Origin of the sequence: Acidovorax sp., from assembly GCF_021287135.1 — a bacterium.
GTDB lineage: Bacteria > Pseudomonadota > Gammaproteobacteria > Burkholderiales > Burkholderiaceae_C > Acidovorax.
This window is the reverse complement of sequence record NZ_JAJTBB010000042.1, coordinates 1-23824: the sequence shown is the minus strand read 5'-3', so window position 1 is coordinate 23824 and position 23824 is coordinate 1. Positions and strand designations below refer to the sequence as shown.

General features: G+C 66.6%; 25 protein-coding genes and 1 tRNA gene. 15 read left to right on the top strand and 11 right to left on the bottom strand.

Translation table 11 applies throughout. The features are described from left to right. A partial coding sequence (locus LWW96_RS10600) for a transposase (RefSeq protein WP_291484992.1) occupies positions 1–130 on the top strand: 130 nt, incomplete at its 5' end. Between the two features lie 109 nt (positions 131–239). Here the strand turns inward: LWW96_RS10600 and LWW96_RS10595 are convergent. Then, positions 240–896, bottom strand: coding sequence for an outer membrane beta-barrel protein (locus LWW96_RS10595; RefSeq protein WP_291486735.1), 657 nt, complete (start codon positions 894–896; stop codon positions 240–242). Positions 897–1230: 334 nt separating this feature from the next. Here LWW96_RS10595 and LWW96_RS10590 point away from each other — a divergent pair, with 334 nt between their 5' ends. From LWW96_RS10590 to LWW96_RS10580, 3 genes are all read left to right on the top strand, one after another. Then, on the top strand, positions 1231–1593 hold the full coding sequence (locus tag LWW96_RS10590; RefSeq protein WP_291486732.1) for a DMT family protein: 363 nt from the start codon (positions 1231–1233) through the stop codon (positions 1591–1593). A gap of 131 nt (positions 1594–1724) precedes the next feature. Then, positions 1725–2372 carry a DUF47 domain-containing protein gene (locus LWW96_RS10585; RefSeq protein ID WP_291486729.1) on the top strand — a complete coding sequence of 216 codons (648 nt, stop codon included), beginning with the start codon at positions 1725–1727 and terminating at the stop codon, positions 2370–2372. A gap of 20 nt (positions 2373–2392) precedes the next feature. Continuing rightward, positions 2393–3403 (top strand): inorganic phosphate transporter, encoded by a 1011-nt coding sequence (locus LWW96_RS10580; protein ID WP_291486727.1) that lies wholly within the window; start codon positions 2393–2395, stop codon positions 3401–3403. A 102-nt stretch (positions 3404–3505) separates the two neighbouring features. Here LWW96_RS10580 and LWW96_RS10575 read toward each other — a convergent pair whose 3' ends face one another. Further along, on the bottom strand, positions 3506–3952 hold the full coding sequence (locus tag LWW96_RS10575) for a hypothetical protein (RefSeq protein ID WP_291486725.1): 447 nt from the start codon (positions 3950–3952) through the stop codon (positions 3506–3508). A 14-nt stretch (positions 3953–3966) separates the two neighbouring features. Further along, entirely contained in the window at positions 3967–4482 is a 516-nt protein-coding gene (locus tag LWW96_RS10570; RefSeq protein ID WP_291486723.1) for a GNAT family N-acetyltransferase, read from the bottom strand. 152 nt (positions 4483–4634) lie between these two features. Here LWW96_RS10570 and rpsP point away from each other — a divergent pair, with 152 nt between their 5' ends. The 6 genes from rpsP (at position 4635) to LWW96_RS10540 (ending at position 8707) form a co-directional block, all read left to right on the top strand. Next, complete coding sequence (gene rpsP, locus LWW96_RS10565; protein ID WP_005794048.1) at positions 4635–4886, top strand: 30S ribosomal protein S16; 252 nt, start codon at positions 4635–4637, stop codon at positions 4884–4886. 78 nt (positions 4887–4964) lie between these two features. Further along, entirely contained in the window at positions 4965–5540 is a 576-nt protein-coding gene (gene rimM / locus LWW96_RS10560) for a ribosome maturation factor RimM (protein WP_291486720.1), read from the top strand. A gap of 27 nt (positions 5541–5567) precedes the next feature. Further along, positions 5568–6326: a tRNA (guanosine(37)-N1)-methyltransferase TrmD gene (gene trmD / locus LWW96_RS10555; protein ID WP_291486718.1), complete on the top strand. Its 759-nt coding sequence runs from the start codon at positions 5568–5570 to the stop codon at positions 6324–6326. A gap of 127 nt (positions 6327–6453) precedes the next feature. Then, a complete protein-coding gene (rplS, locus tag LWW96_RS10550) occupies positions 6454–6837 on the top strand; it encodes a 50S ribosomal protein L19 (protein WP_291486716.1) in 384 nt (127 codons plus the stop codon). Positions 6838–6928: 91 nt separating this feature from the next. Then, entirely contained in the window at positions 6929–7642 is a 714-nt protein-coding gene (locus tag LWW96_RS10545; protein ID WP_291486714.1) for a CoA pyrophosphatase, read from the top strand. 78 nt (positions 7643–7720) lie between these two features. Continuing rightward, positions 7721–8707 carry a CobD/CbiB family protein gene (locus LWW96_RS10540; RefSeq protein WP_291486713.1) on the top strand — a complete coding sequence of 329 codons (987 nt, stop codon included), beginning with the start codon at positions 7721–7723 and terminating at the stop codon, positions 8705–8707. 79 nt (positions 8708–8786) lie between these two features. Here the strand turns inward: LWW96_RS10540 and rsgA are convergent, their stop codons facing one another. Genes rsgA through LWW96_RS10525 form a run of 3 tightly spaced genes read right to left on the bottom strand, consistent with a single transcriptional unit; the run spans position 8787 to position 11406 of the window. Then, entirely contained in the window at positions 8787–9731 is a 945-nt protein-coding gene (gene rsgA, locus LWW96_RS10535; protein WP_291486712.1) for a ribosome small subunit-dependent GTPase A, read from the bottom strand. Between the two features lie 32 nt (positions 9732–9763). Then, positions 9764–10099: a 4a-hydroxytetrahydrobiopterin dehydratase gene (locus tag LWW96_RS10530; RefSeq protein WP_291486710.1), complete on the bottom strand. Its 336-nt coding sequence runs from the start codon at positions 10097–10099 to the stop codon at positions 9764–9766. After that, positions 10096–11406, bottom strand: a complete 1311-nt coding sequence (locus LWW96_RS10525; RefSeq protein WP_291486709.1) for a M48 family metallopeptidase — start codon at positions 11404–11406, stop codon at positions 10096–10098. The genes LWW96_RS10530 and LWW96_RS10525 overlap by 4 nt, the downstream gene beginning before the upstream one ends. Before the next feature lie 37 nt (positions 11407–11443). Between LWW96_RS10525 and orn the strand changes: the two genes are divergently transcribed. From orn to LWW96_RS10510, 3 genes are all read left to right on the top strand, one after another. Next, positions 11444–12022 carry an oligoribonuclease gene (orn, locus tag LWW96_RS10520; protein ID WP_291486706.1) on the top strand — a complete coding sequence of 193 codons (579 nt, stop codon included), beginning with the start codon at positions 11444–11446 and terminating at the stop codon, positions 12020–12022. 294 nt (positions 12023–12316) lie between these two features. Beyond that, entirely contained in the window at positions 12317–14116 is a 1800-nt protein-coding gene (locus tag LWW96_RS10515; protein WP_291486705.1) for a DEAD/DEAH box helicase, read from the top strand. Between the two features lie 127 nt (positions 14117–14243). Then, complete coding sequence (locus tag LWW96_RS10510) at positions 14244–15710, top strand: sensor domain-containing diguanylate cyclase (RefSeq protein WP_291486703.1); 1467 nt, start codon at positions 14244–14246, stop codon at positions 15708–15710. Positions 15711–15745: 35 nt separating this feature from the next. On the opposite strand, the gene LWW96_RS10505 is transcribed toward LWW96_RS10510, so the two are convergent. The 3 genes from LWW96_RS10505 to LWW96_RS10495 all read right to left on the bottom strand — a co-directional run bounded on the left by LWW96_RS10505 (position 15746) and on the right by LWW96_RS10495 (position 18192). Beyond that, the gene (locus tag LWW96_RS10505) at positions 15746–16978 is read right to left on the bottom strand and encodes a multidrug effflux MFS transporter (RefSeq protein WP_291486701.1); all 1233 of its coding nucleotides are present in this window, start codon (positions 16976–16978) and stop codon (positions 15746–15748) included. 170 nt (positions 16979–17148) lie between these two features. Further along, positions 17149–17224 (bottom strand) — tRNA-Lys (locus LWW96_RS10500). An 83-nt stretch (positions 17225–17307) separates the two neighbouring features. Then, the gene (locus tag LWW96_RS10495) at positions 17308–18192 is read right to left on the bottom strand and encodes an NAD(P)-dependent oxidoreductase (protein WP_291486699.1); all 885 of its coding nucleotides are present in this window, start codon (positions 18190–18192) and stop codon (positions 17308–17310) included. Positions 18193–18336: 144 nt separating this feature from the next. Here LWW96_RS10495 and LWW96_RS10490 point away from each other — a divergent pair, with 144 nt between their 5' ends. Further along, positions 18337–19218 (top strand): alpha/beta hydrolase, encoded by an 882-nt coding sequence (locus LWW96_RS10490; protein WP_291486697.1) that lies wholly within the window; start codon positions 18337–18339, stop codon positions 19216–19218. Positions 19219–19267: 49 nt separating this feature from the next. Here LWW96_RS10490 and LWW96_RS10485 read toward each other — a convergent pair whose 3' ends face one another. Together LWW96_RS10485 and LWW96_RS10480 are read right to left on the bottom strand one after the other, a co-directional pair. After that, complete coding sequence (locus tag LWW96_RS10485) at positions 19268–20245, bottom strand: GMP reductase (RefSeq protein WP_291486695.1); 978 nt, start codon at positions 20243–20245, stop codon at positions 19268–19270. Between the two features lie 214 nt (positions 20246–20459). Then, positions 20460–21167 carry a hypothetical protein gene (locus LWW96_RS10480; RefSeq protein WP_291486693.1) on the bottom strand — a complete coding sequence of 236 codons (708 nt, stop codon included), beginning with the start codon at positions 21165–21167 and terminating at the stop codon, positions 20460–20462. A 36-nt stretch (positions 21168–21203) separates the two neighbouring features. Here LWW96_RS10480 and LWW96_RS10475 point away from each other — a divergent pair, with 36 nt between their 5' ends. Beyond that, the gene (locus LWW96_RS10475) at positions 21204–23660 is read left to right on the top strand and encodes a UvrD-helicase domain-containing protein (RefSeq protein WP_291486691.1); all 2457 of its coding nucleotides are present in this window, start codon (positions 21204–21206) and stop codon (positions 23658–23660) included. Positions 23661–23824 lie beyond the last annotated feature (164 nt).

Below are 23824 nucleotides of genomic sequence, written 5' to 3'. Positions count from 1 at the left end.
GCCCATGCACACCGGACAGCTCGAGGGGATCAACAACCGCATCAAGGTCATCAAGCGCATGGCTTATGGCTACCGTGACTGCGAGTACTTCTTCCTCAAGATCAAGGCCGCGTTCCCCGGGAATGCGTGAAGAACCTTTTTCTTTGGGCGATGGGCGGCCCTGGTGGGCAGATCCGTTGCATGCGGCGGCTTGCCCGGTGTTGCAGGCGGGCGGCTGACCGCCCAGACGCGGTGCGTGGTCAGAAACGGTACTGCAGTCCCACGGTGGTCATCTTGACGGCTTCGTCCCCGTCGGAGAACTTGAACTTGTGGCTTTCCCATTCCAGCACGGCGGCCCATTGCGGCGCAAACGCCCAGCGTGCGCCGATGCCATAGGACAGTCCGAAGCCGTCTTCCTTGCCCGTCCGCACTCCCAGGTTGCTGGAGCCGTCGGTCTGCGTGCGGCCGTAGGTCGTGCCGACCTTGCCGAACAGGTCGAACTGTTCCCCCAGCGGTGCGCGCCCGACCAGACTCAGGTTGACGCCCTGGGCCTTGGTGTCCCCGCCCAGCCGGCGCGCCTTGCCGGCGTTGATGTAGCCCAGTTCGACGCCCAGGTTGGGGTGGAAGAAGCCCCCCGTGTACACCTTGAATGCGTTGTCGGAGTCGTCATAGGCCGTTCCGGCGGGGCCGCTGCGCAGGTCGTACTGCGAGCGCCCGGCGCTGATGCCAAGGTAGCCGTCCTGCGTATAGGGCAGCACCGACATGCGGTCGGAGCGGCCGGAGGCCGGGGTGCCTGCATTGGCGCCCGATGCGGCGGAGGAGGAGGCTGTCTGCGCTTGCGCGGCCGTGGCTGCCACCAGCGTGGCGGCAGCCAATGCCATGGCCAAGGGGTGGGAGAGAGGCATGCGGGTCGTCATGGTTCGGTCCTTCGTGGGTTCTCGTGGGGGGCAGGATCTCGGCCGTGCCGGGGGGCGGAGCATCCCGGCGCGCGGGTGAAGGGTCAATGTAGGCAGCGCTGCCCGCGGGTCGTGTGGGAGGGCGGGGAGCGCGCCTGTAGGAAACGGCCTATGCCGCGGGGCTGGACGCGCGCGGATGCTCAACAGCTCCCGCAGCCCTGGGGGCTCTGCGCCGGGGGCGGTGGGGTGTGACTATGGAATGCTATTATTTTGATAGCTGCTCGCGCTGCAGTATCAAGCGCAAGGACCGAATTTTGTATAACATGCCGGTCCTTTTGTGCCTGCGAACCTTGCCATGAACGCCCTCCAGTCCCTGCCCGTCTCCCTGCAAACCGTGCTGCTGCTCATTGCCAGCAACGTCTTCATGACCTTCGCCTGGTACGGGCACCTGAAGAACCTGGCCGCGTCCCCCTGGTACACGGCGGCGCTGGTCAGCTGGGGCATTGCGCTGTTTGAGTACCTGCTGCAGGTGCCTGCCAACCGTATCGGCTTCACGCAGTTCAACGTGGGCCAGCTCAAGATCATGCAGGAGGTGATCACCCTGGGGGTGTTCGTGCCCTTCGCGGTGTTCTACATGGGGCAGCCGCTCAAGTGGGACTACCTGTGGGCCGGTCTGTGCCTGGTCGGGGCGGTGTATTTCATCTTCCGCGGCGCCTGAGCCACGGCGGCCGGCGCCAGGGGCGGGGAGGGCGCCCGGTTAAACTCGCCCGGTTGCCAGAAAGTCATGCAAGTGACATGGCTGTGTCATTTTTATAAAACCGGTCCCGATCCGTTTCAGGAGTCTCCCCCATGCTGTTTGCCAAGCTGTTGCCACGCGAAGGCAACTTTTTCGACATGTTCAACCAGCACGCGGATCGTATCGTGGAGGCAGCCCGTGCCTTTTCGCAGCTGGTGGCAAATTACGGCGATCCCCACCTGCGTGACAAGTACAACCAGGACGTGGACAACGCCGAGCGCGCCGCCGATCGCGTGACGCATGATGTGAACAAGGCGATCCACAAAACCTTCATCACCCCCATCGACCGCGAGCAGATCCATGCGCTGATCAACACCATGGACGACGTGGCCGACCTGATCCAGGACTCGGCCGAAACCATGGCGCTGTACGACGTGCACCACATGACGGAAGAGATCACGCGCCTGACCGACCTGAGCCTCAAGTGCTGCGAACGCCTGCGCGACGCCGTCAAGCTGCTGGACAAGATTGCCGACCCGGCCGTGGCCGAGGCCGCGCTCAAGACCTGCGAGGAGATCGACAGGCTCGAATCCGATGCCGACCGGGTGATGCGCAGCGCCATGAGCAAGCTGTTCCGCGAGGAGCCTGATGTGCGCGAGGTCATCAAGCTCAAGGCGATCTACGAGCTGCTGGAAACCATCACCGACAAGTGCGAGGACGTGGCCAATTGCATCGAGGGCATCGTCCTCGAGAATTCCTGATTCCCGCAGGCTGAACCAGTATGGAAACCGTACAAACGGCCCTGTGGGTTGTGGTGCTGCTCGTGGCCCTGGCCATCCTGTTCGACTTCATGAACGGGTTCCATGACGCCGCCAACTCCATCGCGACAGTGGTGTCCACCGGCGTGCTCAAGCCCACGCAGGCGGTGCTGTTTGCCGCCTTCTTCAATTTCCTGGCCATCTTCATCTTCCACCTGAGCGTGGCCGCGACGGTGGGCAAGGGGATCGTGCAGCCGGGCGTGGTCGACACGCACGTGGTGTTCGGCGCCCTGGTGGGGGCCATCACCTGGAACGTCATCACCTGGTACTACGGCATCCCGAGCAGTTCCTCACACGCACTCATCGGGGGCATCGTGGGCGCGGTGATCGCCAAGGCGGGCGCGAGTGCGCTGATCTCCGCGGGCATTTTGAAGACGGTGGCGTTCATCTTCGTGTCCCCGCTGCTGGGGTTCGCCCTGGGTTCGCTGATGATGGTGACCGTGGCCTGGATCTTCCGGCGCACGCGCCCGAGCAAGGTGGACAAGTGGTTCCGGCGCCTGCAATTGCTGTCTGCCGGGGCCTACAGCCTGGGCCATGGCGGCAACGACGCGCAGAAGACCATCGGCATCATCTGGCTGCTGCTGATCGCCACCGGGTACTCGTCGGCCTCGGACACCTCGCCGCCCACCTGGAGCATCGTGAGCTGCTACATGGCCATTGGCCTGGGCACCATGTTTGGTGGCTGGCGCATCGTGAAGACCATGGGCCAGAAGATCACCAAGCTCAAGCCCGTGGGCGGCTTCTGCGCCGAGACCGGCGGTGCGCTGACCCTGTTCCTGGCGACTGCGCTGGGCGTTCCGGTGTCCACCACCCACACCATCACCGGCGCCATCGTCGGTGTCGGGTCCACGCAGCGCGCCAGCGCAGTGCGCTGGGGCGTGGCCGGCAATATCGTCTGGGCCTGGATTCTCACCATTCCCGCCAGCGCCTTCGTCGCGGCGGTGGCGTACTGGATCAGTCTGCAGATCTTCTGAGATTCCCGCGGCGCGGCCTGCCAGGCAACTGGCGGGTGGCACAGCACAAACGCCCCGCCGGCCCGTTGCCCGCGGGGCGTTCGCTTATCTGGCGGCGCCGTTTCACTGCGAGATCTTGCGCGCTTCCTCGATCTGGTATTCGAAATACCGCTGGAAGCTGAACGCAATGCTCGCCATGAGGACCGCGGTGCCCACCATCAGTGCCACCACGATCGCGCCGACCGTGATCCACTGCGTCTGCCCCGGCGCTGCGTCGGGCGCGGCACCGGGGTTGTAGCGGGCGTTCCAGGCCTCGGGGGTCTTCAGCGCGAACAGGATGGCTTGCAGGGCGCAGCCCGCAATCGTGAACCCCAGCAACGGGATCAGGACCCAGCTGTAGTGGTCGTCCTGCCCCAGCTGCTGCACGCGCTCGATGCCGTACACACCCAGCGCCGTGGGGATGGGGAGCAGCCAGCCCAGCAGGTCAGAGGCCCCGTGCAGGTAAAAGCGGTGCAGGCCGAGCGGCCCGCCCAGAAAGGCCAGCCAGGCCGCGACGGTCTTGTTCTTCATGCTGCGGCGCCCGCTCATTCCGGCGACGTGGTGTCGCCTTCGCCCAGGGATTTTTCCATCAGCACGATGTCGCGCCAGGCGCCGAACTTCCAGCCGACGGATTTCATGATGCCCACGTCGGTAAAGCCCAGTGCGCGGTGCACGCCGATCGAGCCCGCGTTGGCCGAATCCCCGATCACCGCCAGCAGCTTGCGCACGCCGGCGGCTTCGGCCTGCGCGGCCAACTCGGCAAGGAGCTTGCGGCCCACGCCCATGCCGCGCGCGCTGTCGGCCACGTAGATCGAGTCCTCGGCCGAGAAACGGTAGGCGGGGCGCGGCTTGAACCAGTTGGCATAGGCGTAGCCCAGCACCTGGCCATCCTTCTCGGCCACGAGCCAAGGCAGGCCCTTGCCCAGCACGTCGGCGCGGCGGGCCGCCATGTCGGCCTCGGTCGGGGGATCGATCTCGAACGTGCCGGTGCCATGCAGCACGTGGTGCCGGTAAATGGCGGTGATCTGGGGGATGTCGCTGTCGGTGCTGGGGCGGATCATGGGGTCTGGAAAAGAAAGGGCTATAATTGCGGGCTTTGCAGCGTGTCGCTGGCCGGGTGGCCATGTCGCGTGTCTCAAACGTTGCGAAACTGTGCGAACACTGTGGCTTGCGCCGGAAAGTCTGGCGAAGTTCACCACCCGAAGGATAAATCATGGTCGTCATTCGACTCTCCCGCGGCGGCTCCAAGGGCCGTCCTTTCTTCAACATCGTCGTTGCTGACAAGCGCGTGCGCCGCGATGGCCGCTTCATCGAGCGCATCGGCTTCTACAACCCCACCGCCAAGGAAACCGAAGAAGGCCTGCGCATTGTGCAAGACCGCCTGACGTACTGGAAGAGCGTGGGCGCGCAGTCCTCCCCCACGGTGGACCGCCTGATCAAGCAAGCTGCCAAGAAGGCCGCTTAAAGCTCCCCGGAAAGGGCGGGTTTCGTCGGTGCGCTGACGAAACCCGCCCTTTTCCCGTTTCTGGAATCACCCTTCGCCATGGCCACCACCTCTCCCCTGACGCTCGAGCCCACCGAGCTGCCCGCCGACGCTGTCGAAGTGGGCCGCATTGCCGACGCCTGGGGCATCAAGGGCTGGTTCAAGGTGCTGCCCCACAGCGGCAACCCCGAGGCGCTGTTTTCCTCCAAGCGCTGGTACCTGCAACCCTCCGAACGGGGCGCCAAGACCTTCTCCGGCACGGTGCTGCTGCCCATTCGCCAGGCCAAGGACCATTCCGACACGGTGGTGGCCTGGGCGCAGGGCGTGGACGACCGCAATGCCGCGGAGGCACTGCGCGGTGCGCGCATCTTTGTGCCGCGGTCGAGCTTTCCCTCCACGGCCGAGGACGAGTACTACTGGGTGGACCTGATCGGCCTGGAAGTCGCCAACCGCGAAGGCGTGGCGCTGGGCCAGGTGCGCGAGCTGATGTCCACCGGCCCGCAGACGGTGCTGGTGCTGGTCTATGAGCAGGACGGCAAGGCGCAGGAGCGCCTGATTCCCTTTGTTTCCGCCTTTGTCGACAAGGTGGACCTGCCGGGCAAGCGCATCACCGTCGACTGGCAGCCCGACTACTGAGCGGCATCGCAGGCTGCGCCGCGCACCATGCGCTTTGACATCATCACGCTGTTTCCCGAGCTGTTCGGGCCCTTCCTCGCCAGCGGGGTGACCCGGCGCGCCTATGCCAGCGGGCAGGTCGCGGTCCACCTGTGGAATCCGCGCAACCATGCGGACGGCAACTACCGCCGCGTGGACGACCGCCCGTTTGGCGGCGGCCCCGGCATGGTGATGATGGCCGAGCCGCTGGCGCGGTGCCTTGCCGCCATCCGCGCGGAGCGGGCCGAGCCGGCTTCCGCCCAGGTGCCGCTGGTGCTGTTTTCCCCCATCGGCGAGCCGCTGCGCCATGCCGCCGTGCAGCACTGGTCGGCCAGTGCGGGCGCCATTTTGCTGTGCGGCCGGTACGAGGGGATCGACCAGCGCTTCATCGACACCCACGTTGATGCGCAGATCAGCCTGGGCGATTTCGTGCTCTCGGGCGGCGAGATCGCCGCCATGGCCCTGCTGGACGCCGTCGCGCGCCTGCAGCCTGGGGTGCTCAACGACGAGGGCAGCCACCAGCTGGACAGCTTCAACCCCGCGCTGGACGGCTTGCTCGACTGCCCACACTACACCCGGCCCGAAGAATGGGCGGGCCAGGCGGTGCCCGCCGCACTGCTGTCCGGCCACCATGCGCAGATCGAGCGCTGGCGGCGCGATCAGCGCCTGGCGCTGACCGCCCGCCACCGCCCCGACCTGATCGCGGCGGCGCGGCAAGCCGGTCGGCTGGCGCCCGCCGACGAGGCGGTGCTGGCCAAGCTGGGCTAACTTGCTATAATCAAAGGCTTTTCGATCCTCTGGCCGGCCGTTTTGACAGGGAGTTCTCCCGCAAAACACTGAACCGTCAATCCCGACGCAGCCACTTTTGGCGCGGTCAAGATCGTTGGATGTGACCATGAACCTGATCCAGACCCTGGAAGCGGAAGAAATCGCCCGCCTCAACAAGACCATCCCCGAATTCGCCCCTGGCGACACGGTGATCGTGAACGTGAACGTGGTGGAAGGCAACCGCAAGCGCGTGCAGGCCTACGAAGGCGTGGTGATTGCCAAGCGCAATCGCGGCCTGAACAGCGGCTTCACCGTGCGCAAGATCTCCAGCGGCGAAGGCGTGGAACGTACGTTCCAGACCTACAGCCCGCTGATCGCCAGCATCGAAGTCAAGCGCCGCGGTGACGTGCGCCGTGCCAAGCTGTACTACCTGCGCGAGCGCAGCGGCAAGTCGGCACGTATCAAGGAAAAGCTGCCTTCGCGCGTCAAGGCTGCAGCCACTGCCGCATAAGGCAAGGGCTTTGGTCCTGGCAAGCCGCTACAGCATTCGCCTGTAGCGGCTTTTTTGTTTTCTGCGTCCGTCCCGTCCTCCTGTCGCCTTGGTGAACCGCCCCGCCGCTCCTGCTGCTCCCGCCGCTCCCGTGTCGAGCCTGCCCGACTTCGATCCCCGCCGGGTGCCGGTGCTGGGCGTGGACGCGCACCTGCCCGCCGTGCCTGCCGCGGCGCAGACGGCGCCGGCCCTGCGCGCGCGGTTTGCCAACCCTCCGCGGTGGGAGCCCGAAGTGCTGCTGGAGAAGCGGTTCATGAACCGCGAGCCCGCGCACGCGTCGGTGCTGGTGCCCGTAGTGCAGCGCGAGCGGCCCACGGTGCTGCTGACCGAGCGCACGGCCCACCTGTCCACCCACTCCGGCCAAGTGGCGTTCCCGGGTGGCCGGGCCGATCCGGAGGACGCGAGCCCCGCCGACACGGCGCTGCGCGAAGCGCAGGAGGAAGTGGGGCTGGACCGGGGATATGTGGAAGTGCTGGGCACGTTGCCGACCTACGTGACCGGCTCTTCCTTCATCATCACGCCCGTGGTGGCTCTGGTGCGGCCCGACTGCGTGCTGCAGCCGAATCCGTACGAGGTGGCCGATCTCTTTGAAGTGCCGCTCGACTTTCTGCTCGACCCCGCCCACCACCGCCGGCATGTGTTCGCCCAGGACGGCGTGCACCGCGAATGGTTTTCCATGCCCTACCAGGACGGCGAGAAGACCCGCTTCATCTGGGGCGCGACCGCGGGCATGCTGCGCAACTTCTACCGTTTCATGATTGCGTGATCCGGGTGTGATCTGAGCGCGAGCCGGGTGTGACACGGAGGGGCCGCAAGCGCATGGGCCCCGGTATCATTCGGCCCCATGAGTTTCTTCGCCATCCTGTTCGCTCTGCTGATCGAGCAGGCCCGCCCACTGGCCCGCAGCAACCCCATCCATGCCGGCCTGCGCGCCTGGGCCTTGTCGGTGAGCCGCAATTTCGACGCGGGCAAGCCCCACCATGGCTGGGTGGCCTGGAGCCTGGCGGTGCTGGTGCCGTCCCTGGTGACGCTGGCCATCCACTGGCTTTTGCTCTGGGGGCTGGGGTGGCCGTTTGCCGTGCTCTGGAGCGTGGCGGTGCTGTATGTCACCCTGGGGTTCCGCCAGTTCAGCCACCACTTCACAGGCATCCGCGACGCGCTGGAAGAGGGCGATGAAGAGGCCGCGCGCCAGCGCCTGGCCCACTGGCAGCAGGTGGACGTGGGTGCGCTTCCGCGCAGCGAGATCGTGCGCCATGTGATCGAGTATTCCGTCCTGGCCGCGCACCGCCACGTGTTTGGCGTGCTGGCGTGGTTCTCGGTGCTCGCGGCGCTGGGGCTGGGGCCCACGGGCGCCGTCCTGTACCGGCTGGCGGAGTTCGTGTCGCGCTATTGGCATTACAAGCAGCGGGCGGGCGCCCAGCCCGCCAGCGCGGCCCTGCAGCGTGCGTCCGCGCAGGCCTGGACGGTCATCGATTGGCTTCCTGCCCGGCTCACGGCGCTGAGCTTTGCCGTGGTGGGCAGCTTTGAGGAGGCCATCGAGGGATGGCGGTTCCATGCCCAGCGTTTTCCCAACGACAACGACGGCGTAATCCTGGCGGCAACGGCCGGGGCGATCAACGTGCGCCTGGGCGGCGAGGCCCTGAAGGCCCGCAGCGATCTGCAGGCGCCGCAGGGTCTGGAGATCGATGCCGACATGGGCGACAGCGACGCCACCCCCGGCCGCGAGCCCGAGGTGGGCCACCTGCGCAGCGTGGTGGGGCTGGTGTGGCGCTCGGTGGTGGTGTGGATGCTGCTGCTGGCCTTGCTCACGCTGGCGCGTCTGCTGGGCTAGTTCTTGGGCCCTCGCCCTTGGGGATGCGCTGCCGGTGGTGCGCTTGTCGGGCGGCCCCGCAGCGCTGCGGGGCTGACCCTCAATACCGCGTGTGGCTCAATTCTTCAAACAGATCGCTATAAATTTTATAGCGACTTGCGCTGATTCCACCTGCCTCGGGGCCGCTTTTTACTGCATCCAGCACGCCGCAGCCCGGCTCGTGCAGGTGCGAGCAGTTGTAGAAACGGCATTGCGTGGCGTGTTCCGCGATGTCCGGCATGCAGGCCGCCAGTTGCATGGGCGCGATGTGGTGGAGCCCGAATTCCTGGAAGCCGGGAGAGTCGATCAAGGCTGTGGTGCGCGCGGCGTCCATCCAGTACCAGTGGGTGCTGGTGGTGGTGTGCTTGCCCGAGTTCAGCGCCTGCGAGATCTCCCCTGTCTGCACGGTCGCCCCCGGCACCAGCAGGTTGATCAGCGTGCTCTTGCCCGAGCCCGAGGGGCCCAGCACCAAGGTGGTCTTGCCCTGAAGGTGCTGCATGAGCAGGGCGCGGTCCACGTCGCTGGACAGTGCCAGTGACAGCGGCAGCACGCCATAGTGCGTGCCGGCGCCCATGTGGCGGTAGGGCAGCAGCCGCTCCCACGCATGGGCGAACGGCTCCACCAGGTCGCTCTTGTTCAGACCGATCAATGGGGTGATTCCGGCGGCCTCGGCGGCAATCAGCGCGCGGGCCAGCTGGCTTTCCGAGAACACGGGCTCGGCCGCAATCAGGATCAGCACCTGGTCCAGGTTGGCGGCGAACGACTTGGTGCGGATCTCGTCCTGGCGGTAGAACAGGTTGCGCCGCTCCTGCAGCTTTTCGATGGTGCCTTCCTCGCCCTGGCCTGCGGGCGGGGCTTGCCACAGAACGCGGTCACCCACCACTGCCTGGTTTTTCTTACCGCGTGGGTGGCAGATACGGCGGGTGCCGTCGGGCGTCTCCACCACGCAGTGGCGGCCGTGGCTTGCCACCACCAGCCCTTCTTGCAGCCCGCTGCGGTCAGCCATGGCGGTCCATCGTGCTCAGCGGCGCCACGGCGTCATGCCACCAGCGCGTCGAACTGCGCCGCGCACTCGAAGTCCGTGGAGGACAGCCCGTGCACATCGTGCGTGTTCAGCCGCACCACGCAGCGGTTGTAGTGCACGAAAAGGTCGGGGTGGTGGTCCTGCGCATTGGCGATGAAAGCCACTGCGTTCACGAACGAGATGGTCTCGTAGTAGTTGGCGAAGCGGTAGGTTTTCTCGATGGCCACATCGGCGCCGTCGCCCGTCAGGCTCCAGCCTTCGAGCTGGGCGAGCTGGGAAACCACCTCGGTGGCGGTCAGTGCGCGCCGGGTGAGGGCGGACCAGTTTTTTTTCTTCAGCATGGAGGTCATGGCAGGGCAGGGGATTGCATCCGCGCCAGGCGTTCGGTGGCGGGCGGGTGCGAGTAGTAGAACTTCACGTACACCGGGTCGGGGGTGAGCGTGGAGGCGTTGTCTTCGTACAGCTTGAGCAGCGCCGACGACAAATCCGCGCCGCTGGCCTGGGCCATGGCGTAGGCATCGGCCTGGAATTCGTGGCGCCGCGACTGCTGCGAGAACAGCGGCGACACGAAGAACATGAACACCGGCACCACCAGCATGAACAGCAGCAGGGCCAGCGCATCGTTGGGCGCCGCGGCCAGGGCGGGGTCGATCGACAGGCTGGGCCGCACGCCCAGGCCGGTGTAGAACCACACCTGGTTGGAGAGCCAGCCCAGCAGGGCGAAGCCCGCCAGGCTCAGCGCAAAGAGGACCCCCACGCGCTGGACGATGTGGCGGTGCTTGAAATGCCCCAGCTCGTGCGCCAGCACGGCCTCCACCTCGCCGGGGGAGAGCTGGCGCAGCAGCGTGTCATAGAACACCACGCGCTTGGCGGCGCCAAAACCTGTGAAGTACGCGTTGGCATGGGCGCTGCGGCGGCTGCCGTCCATCACGAACAGCCCCTTGGCGGCAAACCCGCAACGCTGCATCAGTGCGGTCACGCGGGCCTTGAGGGACTCGTCCTCCAGCGGCTGGAACTTGTTGAACAGCGGCGCGATGAAGGTCGGATAGACCACCATCAGCAGCAGGTTGAAGCCCATCCACAGGCCCCAGGCCCACAGCCACCACAGGGGCCCGGCGGCACCCATGGTCCAGAGGATCAGCGCCGCGATGGGCAGGCCGATGAGCGCGCCCACCAGCAAGCCCTTCAGGGCATCCACCAGCCACAGCCGCCAGGTCATCTTGTTGAAGCCGAAGCGCTCTTCCACCACGAAGGTCTGGTACAGCGACAGCGGCAGGTCGATCAGTCCGCTGATTGCCGCGAAGGCCGCGAGCAGCGCCAGCTGCTGCACCAGTCCGCCGCCCAGCCAGCCCAGCAACGCCTGGTTCAGGGCGTCCAGGCCGCCCAGCAGCGTCCAGCCCAGCAGCACTGCCGCGCCCAGCGCCGTGTCCAGCAGGCCCAGGCGCAGCTTGGCGATGGTGTAGTCGGCCGCCTTGCGGTGCGCCGCCAGGGTGATGCGTTCGGCGAACGGCGCGGGCACCGCGCCGCGGTGCCGCGCCACATGCCGGATCTGCCGCGAGGCCAGCCAGAATTTCAGGGCGAGCCCCAGGCAGAGCGCCACGGCAAAGGCCAGTGTCAGCGCGGTGGCGGGGGATGCGGGGGTGTCGGAAATGGGCATGAGCGGCGAGTTTAGGCCATCGGTGACAATGCGCGCCATGCCAGAAGCCAACAACCCCACCCCTGCAACGCTTGCCAAATCGGACCAGAACCTGGTCTGGCTCGACTGTGAAATGACGGGCCTGGAGCCCGATACCGATCGCCTGCTGGAGATCGCCGTGGTCGTGACCGGGCCGAGCCTGGAGCCCCGCATCGAAGGGCCTGTATTTGCCATCCACCAGCCTGACGAATTGCTCAACCGCATGGACGCCTGGAACAAGGGCACCCACGGGCGCAGCGGCCTGATCGACAAGGTCAAGGCGTCCACCGTGACCGAGGCCGACGCGGAGCAGCAGATCCTCGCCTTCCTGAGCCAGTACGTGCCCAAAGGCACGGCGCCCATGTGCGGCAACAGCATCGGCCAGGACCGGCGCTTCCTGGTGCGCTACATGCCCAAGCTGGAGAAGTTCTTCCACTACCGCAACGTCGATGTCAGCACCCTCAAGGAACTGGCCAAGCGCTGGAAGCCCGAGGCCTACACCAGCTTCAAGAAGGCGCAAAGGCACACGGCCCTGGCGGATGTGCACGAGTCCATTGATGAGCTGGCCCACTACCGCCAGCACCTGCTTTCCGTGTGAAGGCCATCCCCGTCGCCCTATAAGGGGGGGTTGCGGAGAAACCCTAGTTCGTGCCATAATCGCTGGCTGCGCTGGAAAACCGCCGCGCAGTTTGTGCATCTCCCTTCACTCACCGGGCTTGCCCGCCTGGATGGCTCTACCGCCGTCCAGCGCTTGCGAATAACGCCCACCCCGTACCGGCCCGGTCGCCACCGACCCAGGCCAGCGCAGGTTTCGTTTGATGGTTGATGTTTTTTAACCATTTGACGAAGCCATCGCGGGCCACGCCCGCGACGCTTTCGTGAGAGAAAATTCATGACCGACACCTCTTTGGTGCAGGGCGAATTCGCGCCTGCCGATACCTCCTTTGCCGCGGACATTTCCGCACAACCTTCCTCGCTGGACCTGTCCGCCAACGCCGATGCAGCCGCTGATGCCGGCGTGACCGCCGAGCCCAACGGCTTCGTGGAATTGGGCCTGGCTTCCGAGCTGGTGCGTGCCGTGGCCGACCTGGGCTACACCCAGCCCACCGCCGTGCAGTGCAAGGCCATCCCCCTGGCCATGGACAACGGCCAGGGCGCCCATGGTTTCATCGACCTGATGGTCTCCAGCCAGACCGGCAGCGGCAAGACCGCCGCCTTCCTGCTGCCCGTGCTGCACACGCTGATCCAGCAACAGGCCCAGGCCCAGGTCGAAGAGCGCGAAGCCTACGAGCGCGCCGTGGCCGAAGCGGCCGCCCGGGGCGAACCCGCGCCCAAGCGCACCAAGCGCAAGGACCCCACTAACCCCCGCAACTTCAAGGCTGCCACTCCTGGCGCCCTGATCCTGTGCCCCACGCGGGAACTGGCGCAGCAAGTCGCGCACGACGCCATTGACCTCGTCAAGCACTGCCGCGGCCTGCGTGTAGCCAATGTGGTGGGCGGCATGCCGTACCAGCTGCAGATTGCGCGCCTGCAGAATGCCGACCTCGTCGTGGCCACCCCGGGCCGCCTGCTCGACCTGCAGCGCTCCATGCAGATCAAGCTCGACAAGGTGCAGTTCCTGGTCGTGGACGAGGCCGACCGCATGCTGGACCTGGGCTTCTCGGACGATCTGGCCGAGATCAACCAGCTCACCAGCCAGCGCAAGCAGACCATGATGTTCAGCGCCACCTTTGCCCCGCGCATCCAGCAGCTGGCGCTGCGGGTGATGCACGACGGCGGCGCCTCGGTGCAGAAGGTGACCATCGACACCCCGCAGGCCAAGCACGCCAACATCAAGCAGGTGCTGTTCTGGGCCGACAACGCCCAGCACAAGCGCAAGCTGCTGGACCACTGGCTGCGCGACACGACCATCAACCAGGCCATCGTGTTCGCCAGCACCCAGGTGGAGTGCGACGGCCTGGCCAACGACCTGCAGCAGGACGGCTTCTCGGCCGTGGCCCTGCACGGCGCCCTGAGCCAGGGCCTGCGCAACCGCCGATTGATGGCGCTGCGCAACGGCCAGGTGCAGATCCTGGTGGCCACCGATGTGGCGGCGCGTGGTATCGACGTGCCCACCATCACCCACGTGTTCAACTTCGGCCTGCCCATGAAGGCCGAGGACTACACCCACCGCATCGGCCGTACCGGCCGGGCGGGCCGCGATGGCCTGGCCATCACGTTTGCCGAGTTCCGTGACCGCCGCAAGATCTACGACATTGAGTCGTACAGCCGGCAGCAGTTCAAGGCCGAAGTGGTGCCGGGCATGGAACCCGCGCAGCGGCCGCCGCAAGCCCCGCGGGGCGGCGATTTTGGTGGCCGTGGTCGCTCTGGCGGCGGCTATGACCGCGACAGCCGTGACCGCCGGTTCGGTGGCCCTGCCCGCGGTGGCAACGATCGTGGTGGCTTTGGCGGCGGCTTCGGCGCCCGTGGTGACGACCGCGGTTTCGGCCCGCGCCGTGACAGCGAGGGCTATGGCCGCAAGTCGGGCTTTGGTGACGCTGGTCGTGCGGGCTTTGCCCCCCGCGGCGACGCCTCGGGTGCGCCGCGCGGTGATTTCGCTCCGCGCAAGCCTGGCTTTGCCAAGCCTGCGGGCGGTGGCAAGCCCTTCGCGCCCCACGATGCACGCAAGCGGCCTGCACGGCCTGCGCGTTGATAGAGCCGCCCTTGCCGGGGCGGTGATGGGAAAGGCTGGTGCCGCAAGGCTCCGGCCTTTTTTTATGCCCTTTTGCGGCTGGGGTGCGGGACGGGCTCGACAATAATGCCCTCTGGAGGTATCTCGAGTGTCGTCTTCGTTGTCGTCGGGTGCAGACTTTGAGCACATGTTCGAATTGGCGCCGGTGTCCCTCTGGCTGGAGGACTACAGCGCGCTGAAGCAGCTCTTTGACAGCTGGCGCGCCGCCGGCGTGACCGATCTGCGCGCTCACCTCGCTGAGGACCCGGCGCGGGTGCGCGAGTGCAGCGCCGCCCTCAAGGTGCTGCGGGTCAACCGCCGCACGCTGGAGCTGTTTGCTGCGGCGGACCAGCAGACGCTGGAGGCCAACCTGGACAAGGTGTTCCGCGACGACATGCACCATGCGGTGCACCACGAGTTGGAAGCCCTGTGGGAAGGGCGGCTGGAGTTTGCCAACCGCAGCGTCAACTACGCCCTGGACGGGCGGCGGCTGGACGTGCAGATCCGCGCCCGGGTGCTGCCGGGGGCCGAGGCCGACTGGAGCCGCGTGCTGCTGTCGCTGGAAGACGTGACGGCCGAGGTGCGGGGCGCGCAGCAGCTGCGCCGCAGCGAGCAGTACGCGCGCGACCTGTTCGAGCACTCGCCTGTCTCGCTGTGGGTGGAGGACTTCAGCGCCGTCAAGAACCTGCTGGATGGCGTGCGTGCGCAGGGGATCGATGATTTCAAGACCTTCCTCACCGTCCATCCCGAATTCGTCACGCGGTGCATGCAGGAGATCCGGGTCATCGACGTGAACCAGCAGACCTTGCGCATGTTCGGCGCCGCCAGCAAGGACATGCTGCTCAACAACATCGGCCGCGTGTTTCGCGGCGAGATGCACGAGTCGTTCGCCGACCAGCTGCTGGACCTGTGGGAAGGCAAGACGTTCCAGCAGCGGGAGGTGGTGAACTACGCGCTGTCGGGCGATGCGGTGTACATCCACATGCAGTTCTCCGTGCTGGCCGACCATTTGGCCGACTGGGGGCTGGTGCTGCTGTCGCTGGTGGACATCACCGCCCGCAAGAAGGCGGAGGCTTACCTGGAGTACCTGGGCAAGCACGATGTGCTGACGCAGCTGCGCAACCGCGCCTTCTATGCCGAGGAGCTCAATCGCATCACGCGCAAGGGGCCGTGGCCGCTGTCCGTGATCGCGATCGACCTGAACGGCCTCAAGGCCCTGAACGATGAGCAGGGTCATGCCGCCGGCGATGCCCTGTTGCGCCGGGTGGGCGAGGTGCTGGCCAAGGCCGTGGACGCGCCCGCGTGCGCGGCCCGCATCGGCGGAGATGAGTTTTCCGTATTGCTGCCGGGGGTGGACGAGCGCGGTGCCTTGGCCCTGCAAGAGCGCATCCTGTCCATGCTGGATTTGAACAACCAGTTCTACCCTGGCCAGCCGATCAGCCTGGCGATGGGCATGGCCTGCTGCCATTCGGGCGACGCGGTGGAGGCGGCGATCCACCGAGCGGACCAGGCCATGTATGCCGAGAAGATCCGCTATTACCAGGACAAAGGCATCGACCGCCGGCAGGCCGGCTGAGCTGGACCTGTTTTCTTTGGGACCGTACGCCCGGTCTACGCCCGCGTCGCGTGGCGGCCCACGTCCGGCCAGCGGTGGTGCAGATAGATCCACGCCGCCAGCCCCACGCTCATCATGGCCAGCGAGGCCAGGGCCAGCAGGACGGTGGAGTGCATGACCAGCGGCGCAATCACCCCCGCGACCAGACCGTTGGCCGTGGAGCCCACGAAGGCCTGCAGCGATGACGCCATGCCCCGCCGCTCGGGGTGCAGGTCCAGCACCAGCAGCGTCACCACCGGCACCATCAAGGCCCAGCCGAACGCAAACAGGGCAATGGGCAGGAGCGCCCACGCGGGGTGAGCTTCAAAGAGCAGGTTGGCCCCCAGGTTCACGACCGCGACTAGCGCCATGACGACAAAGCCATGCCGGATCTGGCGCTTGGGCGCGATGTTTCCGGCCAGTCTGCCGCTGAGCCAGGCTCCGCCCATGATGCCGGCAATGGTCAGCAGGAAAAACCAGAAGAACTGGGTGGGCGCGAGGGCCAGGTGCTCGCCCAGGAAGGCCGGCGCCGCCAGCACGTACAGGAACATGCCATTGAACGGCACGCCGCTGGCCAGGGCCAGGAGCAGAAAGCGCGGGCTGGAGCCCAGCTGCCAGTAGCCCCGCAGCAGGTGGGGCACGTTGAACGGCTGGCGCAGCTCCGCATGCAGCGTCTCGGGCAGCAGCCGGAAGTTCGCCACCCACAGCACCACGCCGACGCCTGTGAGAAACCAGAAGATGCTGTGCCAGCCCGCATGCACGAACAGCCATCCCCCGATGATGGGTGCGATCGCGGGCGCGACACCGAAGTAGATCGTCACCTGGCTCATCACCTGCTGCGCGCGGGCCGGGGGGAACATATCGCGGATCACCGCCCGCGACACGACGATGCCCGCCCCCGTGGACAGGCCTTGCAGCGCCCGGAAGGCGATGAGCTGGCCGATGTTCTGCGCCAGCGCACATCCGGCCGACGCCAGCGTGAACATGGCAATGCCGCACAGCACCACCGGGCGCCGGCCAAAGCTGTCCGCCAGCGCGCCGTGAAAGAGGTTCATGAAGGCAAACCCGAACAGGTAGGCCGACAGGGTCTGCTGCATTTCCACCGGCGTGGCGCCCAGGGCCTGGGCGATGCCCGTGAAGGCGGGAATGTAGGTGTCGATGGAAAAAGGCCCCAGCATGCCCAGCAGCGCCAGCAGGACGGCCAGCGCCCATTGGGGTGCGCGCCAGAGCGTATGAGCATTGGGGTTCATGGGCGTGGTGCGAGGAGAAGGTGGACGTTGCGGTGCGCCGAGGCTACCGCAGAGCCGCGGCGCGTGCCGGACGCGGCGCGGATGCACCGGCACGCTGCAGGGCTGGGCCAAAACAAAAAAGCCGGCGCTACGTGAGTAACACCGGCTTTATGCGCCTTGCGGCTTGTGTTTGGTGGGTCCTGAGTGACTCGAACACTCGACCTACGGATTAAGAGTCCGCTGCTCTACCAACTGAGCTAAGAACCCAAACTTTTTAATTTTTTCTACATCGCTGCAGAGTCTCGAATTATGCACTAATTTTTGCGAGGGATGCAAGTAGTGCCAAAAAATTATTGCATCGCGTTGCGGCTGGCCAGTTCCACGAACAGGCCGCTGTGGTCGAGTTCGCCCAGGCCGTGGTCCACCCCCTCGGCATAGAGCTTCTCGAAGAGGGCGGTGATGGGGGCGTCAAAGCCGATCTCGCCGGCCGTGGCCAGGGCGTTGCGCATGTCCTTGAGCTGCACCGCCATGCGGCCGCGCGGTGCGAAGTCGCGCTCGACCATGCGCTGGCCGTGCAATTGCAGGATGCGGCTGTCGGCAAAGCCGCCCTGGATGGCCTCGCGCACCTTGGCCATGTCGGCGCCGCCCTTGGCGGCGAAGAGCAGGGCCTCGGCCACCGCGCCGATGGTGATGCCCACGATCATCTGGTTGGCCAGCTTGGTGAGCTGCCCGGCGCCGTGAGGACCCACGTGCGTGGCGCGCCCGCAGGCGGCAAACACCGGCTGCGCCCGTGCAAAGTCCTCGGGCCGCCCGCCCACCAGAATGGCCAGGGTTCCGTTTTCTGCGCCCACCGTACCGCCGGACACGGGGGCGTCCAGGTGGGTCAGGCCCATCTCGTCCAGCCGCGCGGCGTGGTCGCGTGCCTCGCGGGGCTGGATCGATGCCATGTCGACGAACAGCGCACCCTTGCGCATGGCCTGCGCGGTGCCGGCGTCCAGCAGCACCTGCCCGACCACCGGGCCGTTTTCGAGCAGGCTGATGACCACGTCCGCGCTTCGCACCGCCGCGGTCGGGGTGTCATGGACGGTGATGCCCGAAGCCTCCAGCGGCGCGGCCTTGGCGCGGGTGCGGTTCCAGGCATGCACCTCGTGGCCGGCCCCGCGGAGGCGGCGGGCGATGGGGGCGCCCATCATGCCGGTGCCCAGGACTGCGATGCGAAGGGGTAGAGGGGTCATGGGCGTTCGTCCTGGCGAGAAAGTCTGGTTGCTTGTGCCATGCCATCATGGGCATTTTTGGTGCATCACCCTGTCAAGGAGCTTGCAGCCCGGCGGGATTGGACTGATGATGCCGCAGATCCGGGAAGGAAGGAGACCGTACCCATGAGCCTGCCGCTGCACGACCCCGCCTGGCTGGAGCGCATGTACAACAACCGCGCGCTGGTGCCGGACCACATGGACTACCTGCAGCGCTGGGCCCGCGAATCCGCCGCCGTGCGCGCCCGCCAGCCTTGCGTGCTGGATGAGCCCTACGGCAGCGGGGCGGGGGAAGCCCTGGACATCTTCCCGGCCGAGCGCACGGCTCCCACCGGGGTGCCGGTCCTGGTCTTCATTCACGGCGGGTACTGGCGGTCGCTGGACAAGGCAGACCATTCCTTCATTGCGCCGGCCTTCACCCAGGCCGGCTTTTGCGTGGTGGTGGTCAACTATGCGCTGTGCCCCGGCACACCCGATGCGCCTGTCACCGTGCCGCACATCCTGCGCCAGATGGAGCGGGCGCTGGGCTGGGTGTGGCAGCACATTGCCCAGCATGGCGGCGATCCGCGCCGCATCACCGTGGCGGGGCATTCGGCCGGCGGGCATCTGGCGGCCATGCTGCTGACCAGCGTCTGGCCCCTGCTTGGTGCCGGCTGGCCCGACGGGCTGGTGCGCAATGCGCTGTCGATCTCTGGCGTGCACGACCTGGAGCCGCTCAGGCACACCCCGTTCCTGCAGGAGGCGCTGCACCTGACCGAGCAGCACGTGCTGCAGTGCAGCCCCGCGCGCCTGCTGGCGCCGGAGCGCGGCCTGCTGTACTGCGTGGCGGGGGGCGATGAAAGCGACGAGTTCCTCCGCCAGAACGGCCTGGTGCAGCAAGCCTGGGGCGCGCATTTCGTGCCGCGCTGCCAGGTGCTGCCGGGGCTGCACCACTTCAGCATTCTGGACACACTGGCCGAGCCCGGCCACGACCTGCACCACATGGCGCAGAACCTGCTGCGCATGTAGTGCACCGGGTTTGCGGCGCGATGCGATGCCGGGCGCCGCGATGGGGCGCCTACATCAGCAGATGCTCGCCCGCGTTGTCGCCGCCCAGGATCACGTAGTTCACCTTGCGCACGTCCATGAGCTTGGTGCCGCCGGCGTAGCTGATGGAGCTTTGCACGTCCTGTTCCATCTCGATCAGCGTGTCGGCCAGCTTGCCCTTGATGGGCTCCAGGATGCGCTTGCCTTCGACGTGCTTGTACTCGCCCTTATTGAAGTCGCTGGCCGAGCCGTAGTACTCCTTGAACAGCTCTCCGTCCACTTCCACGGTCTTGCCGGGGGATTCCTCGTGGCCGGCGAACAGCGACCCGATCATCACCATGGTGGCGCCGAAACGGATGCTCTTGGCGATGTCGCCATGGCTGCGGATGCCGCCGTCGGCAATGATGGGCTTGGTGGCCACGCGGGCGCACCACTTGAGCGCCGACAGCTGCCAGCCGCCCGTGCCAAAGCCGGTCTTGAGCTTGGTGATGCACACCTTGCCCGGGCCCACGCCCACCTTGGTGGCGTCGGCACCCCAGTTCTCCAGGTCGATCACGGCCTCGGGCGTGGCCACATTGCCGGCAATCACGAACGATGCGGGCAGGTGCTGCTTGAGGTAGGCGATCATGTTCTTCACGCTGTCGGCATGGCCGTGGGCGATGTCGATGGTGATGTACTCGGGCACCAGCCCTTCGGCCTTGAGGCGGTCCACCGTGGCGTAGTCAGGCTGCTTCACGCCCAGCGAGATGGACGCATAGCAGCCCTGGGCATGCATGTCGCGCACGAACTGCACGTTGTCCAGGTCGAAGCGGTGCATCACGTAGAAGTAGCCGTTTTGCGCCATCCACACGCAGATTTTTTCGTCCACCACGGTCTTCATGTTGGCGGGCACCACGGGGATGCGGAAGGAGCGCCCGCCCAGCTCCACGCTGGCGTCGCACTCCGAGCGGCTCTCCACGCGGCACTTGCGCGGCAGCAGAAGAATGTTGTCGTAGTCGAAGATTTCCATGAGATTCCAAGCTCCTTGAAAAGGTCGCCACCGAAGGATTTCGCTGGCGTGGGCGCTTGGCTTGGGTCCGGCTTTGTGGGCACTGGCGCAGGGGCCAGCTCCGATCCCGCCGTTGCGCGGGCACAAAAAAACCGGGCGTCAAGAAACTTGGGCCCGGTGATTGATTCTACCCGCCCCCGGCGCGGGGCCTATAACCGCACGGGTATGGGCGGTATCAGCGGCAGGTGGATTGCGCGGCGCCCAGCACGCGCCCCTGCGCGTCCTGCACCCAGCCCACGACCCGCAGCCGTTCGGGCCTCGCACCGTCCGGGACGCGCATGGGGCGCTGCTCCATCCAGGTGGATTGCTCATGTTTTGATAGCTGTTTGCGCTTGTCCCATGTGCCCTGGAGCATGTTTCTGACCAAATTTCTCGCCACGGGCGTGCCGTCGGTGCCGGCGGGCACGGCTTCCACCAGCAGCAAATAGAAGTCCACCGCGCCAGCCGGCCGGGGCGCAGGGCCTGCAGCGGCGCGCCAGGTGATGCCCGTGCCCACATAGTCGTTGAACGCCATGCCTTGCGCCACCCGGATCCGCGCGGGTGCCGCGGCCTGGACCGCCGCAACGTGCACGTCGGTCGCTGCGGGGGCGCTGCGGCCCAGCGATTCCAGGCGTGCGAGGGCGTCGCGGGTGGCGGCGGCGGACAGGGCGGCGTCCTCGCCCGCAGGGCTGGGGACGATCCAGTCCAGCACCAGCGCGGAGGAATCTGCCGGGGGCGCCGCCGCGGCGGCATCGGCCCAGCAGGCCTCGCAGTCCGCGCTCAGAAAGCGCTCGAACAAGGCGGTGGGCGCGGCCGTCCCATCGCTGCTGCAGACGGATTGCGCCGCCAGATGCGGTGCGTGCCATGCCGCGACAGCGGCCAGGACGAGGGCAAAAGGTTTCATGCGGGCCAGGAGGTGGTGGGCTTTCTACAATGGCGCATGTTCCCACAAGACCCGTTTGCGGGTGCGCCGGAGACCCCGGTGCCCCCAGCCGCAGCATCGGCCGCTGCATCGCCCCTGCTGGCCAACCTCAACCCTGAACAGCTCGCGGCGGTCACGCTGCCCTCCGGCCATGCGCTGATCCTGGCCGGCGCGGGCTCGGGCAAGACGCGCGTGCTCACCACCCGCATTGCCTGGCTGCTGCAAAACGGGTTTGCCACGCCCGGCGGCATCCTGGCCGTCACGTTTACCAACAAGGCTGCCAAGGAGATGGTGGCGCGCCTGACGGCCATGCTGCCGGTGAACGTGCGCGGCATGTGGATCGGCACCTTCCACGGCCTGTGCAACCGCCTCTTGCGCGCGCACCACAAGGCGGCGGGGTTGCCGCAGGCTTTCCAGATCCTGGACACGCAGGACCAGCTCTCGGCCATCAAGCGGCTGTGCAAGCAGTTCAACGTGGACGAAGAGCGCTTTCCGCCCAAGCAGCTGGCGTACTTCATCGCCGGCTGCAAGGAAGAGGGCATGCGCCCCGGCGACGTGCCCGGGCACGACGCCGACAGCCGCAAGAAGATCGAGATCTACCAGCTCTACGAAGAGCAATGCCAGCGCGAAGGCGTGGTTGATTTTGGCGAGCTGATGCTGCGCAGCTACGAGCTGCTGCGGGACAACGACCCCATCCGCGAGCACTACCAGCGGCGCTTCAAGCACATCCTGGTGGACGAGTTCCAGGACACCAACCGCCTGCAGTACCTGTGGCTCAAGCAGATGGCCGGCGACGAGGTGGCGGGGCGACTGCAGACGTACGGCAGCGTCATGGCGGTGGGCGACGACGACCAGAGCATCTATGCCTTTCGCGGCGCCCGCGTGGGCAACATGGCCGACTTTGTGCGCGAGTTCGACGTGCAGCACCAGATCAAGCTGGAGCAGAACTACCGCAGCTACAGCAACATCCTCGACTCCGCCAACCACCTCATCAGCCACAACAGCCGCCGCCTGGGCAAGAACCTGCGCACCACGCAGGGCGCGGGCGAGCCCGTGCGCGTGTACGAGGCCACCACCGACCTGGCCGAGGCGCAGTGGATGGTGGACGAGATCAAGCAGCTGGTACGCAGCGACGGTTTCGAGCGCAAGGAAATTGCCGTGCTCTACCGCAGCAATGCGCAAAGCCGGGTGATCGAATCGGCACTGTTCAATGCGTCCGTGCCCTACCGCGTGTACGGCGGCCTGCGCTTTTTCGAGCGCGCCGAAATCAAGCACGCGCTGGCCTATTTGCGCCTGCTGGAGAACCCGAACGACGACACGAGCTTTTTGCGTGTCGTCAACTTTCCGCCGCGCGGCATCGGGGCGCGCAGCATTGAAGTGCTGCAGGACGCCGCCCGTGCCGCAGGCTGCTCGCTGCACGATGCCGTGAGCGCCGTTCCGGGCAAGGCCGGTACCAACTTCAAGGCCTTCGTGGCCATGATCGACGTGCTGCGTGAGCAGACCGAGGGCCTGTCGCTGCGCGGCATCATCGAGCAGATGCTCGAATCCAGCGGCCTGGTGGAGCATTTCCGCACCGAAAAAGAAGGTGCGGACCGCATCGAGAACCTGGAAGAACTGGTCAACGCCGCTGAGAGCTTCGTCACGCAGGAAGGCTTTGGCCGCGACGCCGTGGCCCTGCCGCTGGACGAGCACGGCCAGCCCCTGCGCCAGAGCGCCGTCAGCCAGGGGCTGGACCCGAATGCCCCGGTGCTGGACGAGCCGCTCAAGCCCGCCGCGGGCGCGGCCGGCATCATCGACGCCGACACGGGCGAAACCCTCTCGCCGCTGGTGGCCTTCCTCACCCATGCGGCGCTGGAAGCCGGCGACAACCAGGCCCAGGCCGGGCAGGACGCCGTGCAGCTCATGACCGTGCACGCCAGCAAGGGGCTGGAGTTTGACGCCGTGTTCATCGGCGGCATGGAAGAGGGCCTGTTCCCGCACGACAACGCCTCCAGCGACCGCGACGGCCTGGAGGAAGAGCGCCGGTTGATGTACGTGGCCATCACCCGCGCCCGCAAGCGCCTGTACCTGAGCCATTCGCAAACGCGCATGCTGCACGGCCAGACGCGCTACAACATCAAGAGCCGCTTCTTTGACGAGCTGCCCGAGGGCGCGCTCAAATGGATCACGCCCAAGCAGCAGGGGTTTGGCTCTTTTGCTCCTCAATCAGGAGCTGCCAGCGCTTATGGGGCGGGCGCTAGAGGCCAATTTGGCTTCAAATCCGAGACCTTTGCCAGCCCGCCCGTGCCCGTGCAGAAGGCCGCGCCGTCCCACGGCCTGCGGGCCGGGATGGCCGTGTTCCACACCAAGTTCGGCGAAGGCAAGGTGCTGGCCATCGAGGGCACGGGGGACGATGCCCGCGCCCAGGTGAACTTCCCGCGCCACGGCACCAAGTGGCTGGCGCTCAGCGTGGCCAAACTGACGGTGGTGGACTGACGCGCGGCGCGAGGATGCGCGCAAGGGATCCTCTTCACGAATCATCGCGCCGCGTGCATCTGCGGCCTCGGGCAGTCTGCTGCGTTGCAAATCCTCGCAATAGCTGCGGCTATTGCTGCGTTTTGCGCCTTGCAGCCCCTCCCGATCCGCAGCGCCCACTTACC